General features: G+C 53.1%; 6 protein-coding genes and 1 pseudogene. 5 read left to right on the plus strand and 2 right to left on the minus strand.

The window, feature by feature from the left end; genetic code table 11:
- Nucleotides 1-97 precede the first annotated feature (97 nt).
- Nucleotides 98-1,357 (plus strand): methyl-accepting chemotaxis protein, encoded by a 1,260-nt coding sequence (locus MVG27_RS00200; protein ID WP_297555779.1) that lies wholly within the window; start codon nt 98-100, stop codon nt 1,355-1,357.
- Here MVG27_RS00200 and MVG27_RS00205 read toward each other — a convergent pair.
- A complete protein-coding gene (locus MVG27_RS00205; protein ID WP_297548742.1) occupies nt 1,347-2,015 on the minus strand; it encodes a Kae1-associated kinase Bud32 in 669 nt (222 codons plus the stop codon). The two genes, MVG27_RS00200 and MVG27_RS00205, sit on opposite strands and share 11 nt — an antisense overlap.
- Before the next feature lie 178 nt (nt 2,016-2,193).
- On the opposite strand from MVG27_RS00205, the gene thsB reads away from it, so the two are divergent.
- Both thsB and MVG27_RS00215 read left to right on the plus strand, forming a co-directional pair.
- Entirely contained in the window at nt 2,194-3,840 is a 1,647-nt protein-coding gene (thsB, locus tag MVG27_RS00210) for a thermosome subunit beta (protein WP_297555782.1), read from the plus strand.
- A gap of 75 nt (nt 3,841-3,915) precedes the next feature.
- Complete coding sequence (locus MVG27_RS00215; protein WP_297548746.1) at nt 3,916-4,788, plus strand: zinc metalloprotease HtpX; 873 nt, start codon at nt 3,916-3,918, stop codon at nt 4,786-4,788.
- 10 nt (nt 4,789-4,798) lie between these two features.
- Here the strand turns inward: MVG27_RS00215 and MVG27_RS00220 are convergent, their stop codons facing one another.
- Nucleotides 4,799-5,602, minus strand: a complete 804-nt coding sequence (locus tag MVG27_RS00220; RefSeq protein WP_297548748.1) for an SDR family oxidoreductase — start codon at nt 5,600-5,602, stop codon at nt 4,799-4,801.
- Between the two features lie 166 nt (nt 5,603-5,768).
- Here MVG27_RS00220 and MVG27_RS00225 point away from each other — a divergent pair, with 166 nt between their 5' ends.
- Complete coding sequence (locus MVG27_RS00225) at nt 5,769-6,815, plus strand: FAD-dependent oxidoreductase (RefSeq protein WP_297548750.1); 1,047 nt, start codon at nt 5,769-5,771, stop codon at nt 6,813-6,815.
- A 36-nt stretch (nt 6,816-6,851) separates the two neighbouring features.
- A pseudogene (locus MVG27_RS00230) lies at nt 6,852-7,064 on the plus strand (deoxyhypusine synthase); the annotation flags it as partial.

A 7,064-nucleotide genomic window follows, 5' to 3' on the forward strand; every position in this document is an offset into this window, starting at 1 on the left:
GTAGGTAGTTACTACATCTATTTAGCGTTATGTTCTTACTTTGTTTAATTAGAAAGCTTTAAGTATTTTTAACGCGTACTTCAATGGGGGATGAGATATGAATGAGAAGGGCGCGCTTATCGCATCACCAGTTCTGGCCTTTGGTCTGACGATAGTCCCAGCGTTTCTAGCGGGGCCCATAGCGGGCGTCATCGGGGGTATCGTCGGAGTTGGAGCTGGGATCTTTCTAACAAGGAACATAGGCGGAAAAACAAAGATTCCTCCAGAGGTCGAGCAGTACAGACGGGAAATAGAAGAGCAAATGAACGCTATCATCAGAATTCTCGACAGAATTGCCGAAGGTGATTTGTCAATAGCTGATGAAGAACTCAACGGACACCTTGGAGAGATCAGGGGAGCAATTGAAAAGATGCGCCAAAATCTTCACAGCATGGTATCATCGATAAAGGAAGCGGCCGAAGTAGTCAACGAGAGAAGTGCGCTCATTAGGGAGAACATTGACCAGATCAGCGAGGCCATACAGCAGGTAGCCGAGGCCATAAACCAGGTCAGCATAGAGGCCCAGCGCGAACAGGAGAACATCAACCACATGACCGAGACTATGAGATACATAGACGAGATCGGAAAAGAAACCATAAACACCATGGAAGACTTCGAGAGATCAATGAGCGAGGTTGTGAGCCTTGCAAGGGAAGGTGGGCAGAAGGGTGAGGAAGCGGTTGGACAGATTGAAGAAATAAGGAACATGATGCTGATGATTGAAGAGACCGTCAAAGGAGTTGCTGAAATGGGCAAGAACATAGCCAACATAACGAACGTTATCACCGGAATAGCGGAGCAGACCAACTTGCTCGCCTTGAACGCAGCGATTGAGGCAGCTAGAGCCGGTGAAGCCGGTAAGGGTTTTGCGGTCGTTGCTGAGGAGATTAGGAACCTCGCCGAGGAAAGTAAGCAGGCCGCCGACGACATCAGAAACATCGTCGAGCAGATTATGGCAAAAATCGATGAGAGCGTTGAAGTCACCGGGAAGAGCGTCGAAACGGTTGCGCAGTCAACTGAAGTCCTCAAGGAGAGTGTTTCCTATCTAACCCATATAGCAGAGCTTATGGCTGAGATGGAGGTAAAAGCAAACGAGCTCAAGAACAAGGTCCTTGAGGAGGGCGAAAAGATAGACGAGGGTCTGCGCTTCCTTGAGAACCTTGCCGCGAGTGCTGAAGAAACCACGGCGGCGGCCGAAGAGGTCAGCGCCGCGGCCGAACAGCAGACATCAGCCCTCGAGGAGGTTCGTGCAACGCTCCATGATTTCGAAGAGGTTGTCCAGAGGCTTATGGAAGCAGTTAACAGGTTCAAGCTTTGAGCCAGCTCCTTTCCCTGTATCTTCCCCTGCTCTCTATCTCCTCTATTTTCTCCTCGATTTCCTCTCTGGCTTTCTCCCCGAGAACTTCACCGTAGCCTTCCAGAACTGCCCTAAAGCCCTCCTCGAACCAGGTGTAGTGCGTGCTCTCCATGGCCCTTTTCAGGAGGTGCAGATCAACTCCCCTCGCTTCCAGCGTTGAGTCAAAATCGGCCAGACCGAAGTCAATGAGGTAGACATTCCCTTCCCGGAGTATCATGTTGCTCGTCGTTAAATCGCCGTGAACGATTCCAGCCCTGTGGAGTTTTCCTATCTGCCTCCCGATTTCCCTGCAAAGCCTCAGTCTCTCCTCCATTGGAACTTCCTCCAGGTGCTCCTTAAGGCGAACTCCCTCTATGAACTCCATGACGATGACCATGTCCCTCAGGTTAACCTCGTAAACGTGGGGGCAGTTGACACCAAACTCTTTCGCCCTGTGGAGAATTCTCGCCTCTCTAACGGTTCTCTCCTTCCTCAGTTTGATGTCAATCTCGGGAATCCTGTACCTTTTTGGGATTCTATGCTTTACGATGACCTTTTCGTCAATCAGGGAAACTCTGAAAACCTCCCCGAAGGTTCCCTCGTAGATTTTCGCCTCAGCGCCTTGGGCTATGAGCCTCATCTCACCACCGTCTTTTAGCTCCCCTTTCGGGTTTTAGCCCTTTCCCCTAACCTTTTGTTAGTTCTCTGTCTATTGACCAAAATTAAGTCAAAAATTTGAACAATTTGAACCAAAAGTTTATATAGAGCGCTGACGAACTGATTCTGCAAAAAGGTAAAACGTTTGGAGGAATGTCAAAATGAGCATGAGTGGACAGCCCGTTATAATACTCCCGGAGGGAACCCAGAGGTATGTTGGAAAGGACGCCCAGAGGCTCAACATCCTCGCGGCTAGAATCGTTGCTGAAACCATAAGGACTACCCTTGGACCGAAGGGTATGGACAAGATGCTCGTCGACAGCCTTGGAGACATAGTCGTTACAAACGATGGAGCCACAATCCTTGACAAGATAGACCTTCAGCACCCTGCCGCTAAGATGATGGTTGAGGTTGCCAAGACTCAGGACAAGGAGGCCGGTGACGGAACCACTACCGCCGTTGTTATCGCTGGCGAGCTTCTCAAGAAGGCTGAGGAGCTTCTCGACCAGAACATCCACCCGAGTATAATAGTCAAGGGCTACACGATGGCCGCTGAAAAGGCCCAGGAAATACTCGACGAGATAGCCATCAAGGTAAACCCGGACGACGAGGAGACGCTCCTCAAGATAGCGAGCACCTCAATCACCGGAAAGAGCGCCGAGGCCCACCGCGACCTTCTGGCCAAGCTGGCGGTGGAGGCTGTAAAACAGGTCGCCGAGAAGGAGGACGGCAAGTACAGGGTCGACATAGACAACATCAAGATTGAAAAGAAGCCCGGCGAGAGCGTTGACGAGAGCGAGCTCATAAGGGGCGTCGTCATCGACAAGGAAGTCGTTCACCCGAGGATGCCTAAGAGGGTCGAGAACGCGAAGATAGCACTCATTGGAGATGCCCTTGAGGTCAAGAAGACCGAGACCGATGCAAAGATTAACATAACAAGCCCGGACCAGCTCTTCGACTTCATAGAGCAGGAGGAGAAGATGCTAAAAGAGCTCGTTGAGGCCATAGCCAAGACCGGGGCCAACGTTGTCTTTGTCCAGAAGGGCATTGATGACCTCGCCCAGCACTACCTTGCGAAGCACGGCATAATGGCCGTGAGAAGGGTCAAGAAGAGCGACATGGAGAAGCTCGCCAAAGCAACGGGAGCCAAGATAGTAACCAACGTCAAGGACTTAACCAGCGAAGACCTCGGTGAGGCTGAGCTCGTCGAGCAGAGGAAGGTTGCTGGAGAGAACATGATATTCGTCGAGGGTTGCAAGAACCCGAAGGCCGTAACGATACTCATCCGCGGTGGAACCGAGCACGTCGTCGACGAAGTCGAGAGGGCCCTCGAAGACGCTATCAAGGTAGTCAAGGATGTTATGGAGGACGGTGCAATCCTCCCGGCTGGCGGTGCTCCTGAGATTGAGCTCAGCATAAGGCTCGACGAGTACGCCAAGGAGGTCGGTGGCAAGGAGGCCCTGGCAATAGAGGCCTTCGCCGAGGCCCTGAAGGTCATCCCGAGGACCCTCGCTGAGAACGCCGGACTCGACCCAGTCGACATAATGGTTAAGGTCATCAGCGAGCACAAGAACAAGGGTCTTGGAATAGGCATTGACGTCTTCGAGGGCAAGCCCGCCGACATGCTCGAAAAGGGCATTATTGCCCCGCTCCGCGTTCCGAAGCAGGCCATCAAGAGCGCCAGTGAAGCGGCCATAATGATACTCCGCATTGACGACGTCATCGCGGCGAAGCCCAGCAAGCCAGAGAAGGGTGAAGGAGGAATGCCCGGCGGAATGGGTGGAATGGACATGGGAATGGGCATGTGATGCCCTCCCTTTTCTACTCATCTTTGGCCAAAAAGATTTATCTTTAACCGTGTCATTTTTCTGCGGGGTGAGAGCATGGGGCTTGAAATGTGGCTCCGAACCGGGCTCCTAATGGGAATTCTAACGGGACTGCTCATGGGCATAGGCTATCTCTTCGGCGGGCCCAACGTGGCCTTTGCCATGTTCCTCTTCGCGATGCTCTTCAACTTCATAACCTACTGGTACAGCGACAAAATCGTGCTGAGCTGGTACAACGCAAGGATAGTTGACGAGATGGAAGCGCCAGAGCTCTACGCAATAGTTAGGGGACTGGCTGAGCGGGCGGGACTACCGACCCCGAGGATAGCCATAATACCCAGCGAAACGCCGAATGCCTTTGCCACGGGAAGGAATCCAAAGCACGCAGTCGTTGCCGTAACCCAGGGACTCCTCAGGATACTAAACAGGGACGAGCTCGAGGGGGTTCTCGGCCACGAGCTGACCCACATAAAGAACAGGGACATCCTGATAAGCACCATAGCGGCGGCGATGGCCGGTGCTATAATTCAGCTCGCCTACTGGGCGCGCTGGATAGCGATTTTTGGCTCTTACGACGACAGGGACGGCGACAACATACTCGCGGCGATACTCGTTGCGATACTTGCTCCAATCGCGGCGATGCTGATTCAGGCGGCAATAAGCCGTTCAAGGGAGTTCTTGGCTGACGAGGGTGGTGCAAAGCTCAGCGGTAAGCCCTGGGCGCTCGCGAGTGCTCTCCTTAAGATAGAGCAGGCCGTCCGCTACAGGCCGATGCGCGAAGGAAATCCGGCGACGGCCCACATGTTCATAGTCAACCCCTTCAGGGGGATGAGCATAGCCAACCTCTTCTCGACGCACCCGCCGACGGAGAAGAGAATTGAGAGGCTCAGGAAGATAGCTGAGGAGATGGGCTACGTGCCCAACTTCTGACATTCAATTTTTAAAGAAACACCCCCTTTGTCATGGCTCCATCAATGACCACCGTCGAGCCGAGCATGTATTCCGCTTCATCGCTGAGAAGAAACGCTATCAGCGAGCCGAGTTCGCTCCATTTTCCAGTCCTGTGGAGTGGCGTTCTCGATAGTACTTCCCTTTCCCAGACCCGTTCAAAACTTTCTCCCCGCTCCTCGGCGAGTTTCCTCAGGTTTTCTCTCGCGCCGGGAGTGTCGAAGCTCCCGAGCAGAACGCTGTGGGCCCTTATCCCGTGCTTTCCGTAGGTCCTTGAGACGCTCTTTGCCAGCTGAACCAGGCCGGCCCTCGTAACGTCCGCCAGAACCAGCGGTGGCATCGGTTCCTTGATTGAGACTGAATTGAGGTAGATAAGAACGCCTTTCCTCTTCTTTTCCAGCCATGCCTGAACGAGGAGGGTCGTGAGATAACCCGGGGCAACTGTGTGGAGGGCGGACGCCTCAATCCAGTCGATGTAATCCGCCTCGTGGAGGAGACAGGGCTCGCACCTCACGTTTCCGGCGTTCCAGACGAGTGCATCAACGCCTCCGAGCAGTTCCCAGCTCTCCTTTACGAGGTTCTCGATGTCTTTCTGGCTGAAGAGGTTCGCCCTGACCCCATAGACTTCCCCGTAGCTCGAAAGCTCGTCTAGTGCCTTCCGGAGGTTATCCCCGTTTCTTGAGCTTATAACGACCCTTGCATTCCTTTTCAAGAGCTCCCTAGCAACGTTAAAGCCTATGCCCCTCGACGATGCAGTTACAAGAACTCCAATTCCTCCAAGGTCTACCTTCATCATGGGCTCCAATTCGCGAATTGGCTAATAACCTTTGTCCCATTGACGAATTAGGTTTCCCGAATTTGGGGAATCTATGTCGTTTTGCCAAAAATATCGGGAAAAGAAACTTAAGGTGGAAAACCTTCGATTTTTTACAGATTTTTCGAAAACTCTTGGGGGTGATAAAGTGAAGTTCTACATCTGCAGGGAAAAGAGCGAGCCAAAGCCCTTCAAGGTGGCAATCATAGGTGCCGGTCCAGCAGGATTAACGGCCGCTGGCTACCTCGCCTGCAGGGGCTACGAAGTTCACGTCTACGAGAAAATGCCCGAGGGCGGTGGAATGGTGGCCTTCGCTATTCCCGAGGTGAGAATCCCGATAAAGACCGTTAGAGAGGGTGTTAAAGACCTCGAAAGACTCGGCGTGAACTTTCACTTCAGGACGAAGGTGGTCTACGATTCACCCAGAGAGCTCGGCGATGAGTGGGCCGAGCACTTCGTTTCTCTTGAGAGGCTCCTAGGGGAGTTCGATGCAATACTCATAGCCACCGGTGCCTGGAAGCCGAGGAAGCTCAAGGTTCCGGGCGTTGAACTATCGGGCGTTTACGATGCCCTGACCCTGCTCCACCACATAAAGATGGCCAGGGTAGGCTACTACTCCTGGGAGAGGATTCCTGACCTCAAAGGAAAGCACGTTGTAATCATCGGGGCCGGTTACACAGCGGTGGACGTTGCAATCGAGTCGAGGCTTCTCGGGGCTGAGAAAGTCACGATGGTCTACCGCCGTTCCCTCGAGAACAGCTACGCCAAGGCGGAGATTAGAAAGCTTATCAGCGAGGGGCTTGAGTTCATAGAGTACGCAACCCCAGTCAGGATACTGGGTAAGGAAAAGGCCCAGGGAGTCGAGTTCGCGAGGACGAAAATAGTCGAGGGAAGCGTTGTAACAACCGATGAGCGCTTTATTATTGACGCGGACGTGGTTGCCTACGCAATCGGCCAGCTCCCGACGAGCCCAATCAGGGAAGTCGTCTGTGCAAACGAGAAGATACTGAAGGAGGCGGGCATATTCTTCGCCGGCGATGTGGTTGCACCGAGAAACATAGGCACGGCGATGAGGGAAGGAAAGGCAAGGGCCAGGGAAATCGAGGAGTGGCTCCTCAGCAGAGCTCCAAGGAAGGTCTTCCCCGTTCCGGTAACGGCGAGGCTGATAGGTTCAGTCCTTAACGGGAAGTGCTGACGAAAGCTTTAAACGGCCTCCTCTTAATCCTCCTTCATGACCAAGCCGAAAGACATCGTCCTTAAGGAGAGCGAAGAGGTTGAGGGGATTCCAGTAGAGGGGCCGTGGCTTGACGAGGTTTCGAGCCTCGAAGAGGTTCTCGATTATTACGAAAGGATAGGCTTTCAGGCGACTCACCTTGGAAAAGCAATAGAAATCTGGAAAAAGGTCGAGAAGAGACGCGCTGAGGGGAAAGAAGTAAGGGTCTTT

Origin of the sequence: Thermococcus sp., from assembly GCF_027011145.1 — an archaeon.
GTDB lineage: Archaea > Methanobacteriota_B > Thermococci > Thermococcales > Thermococcaceae > Thermococcus.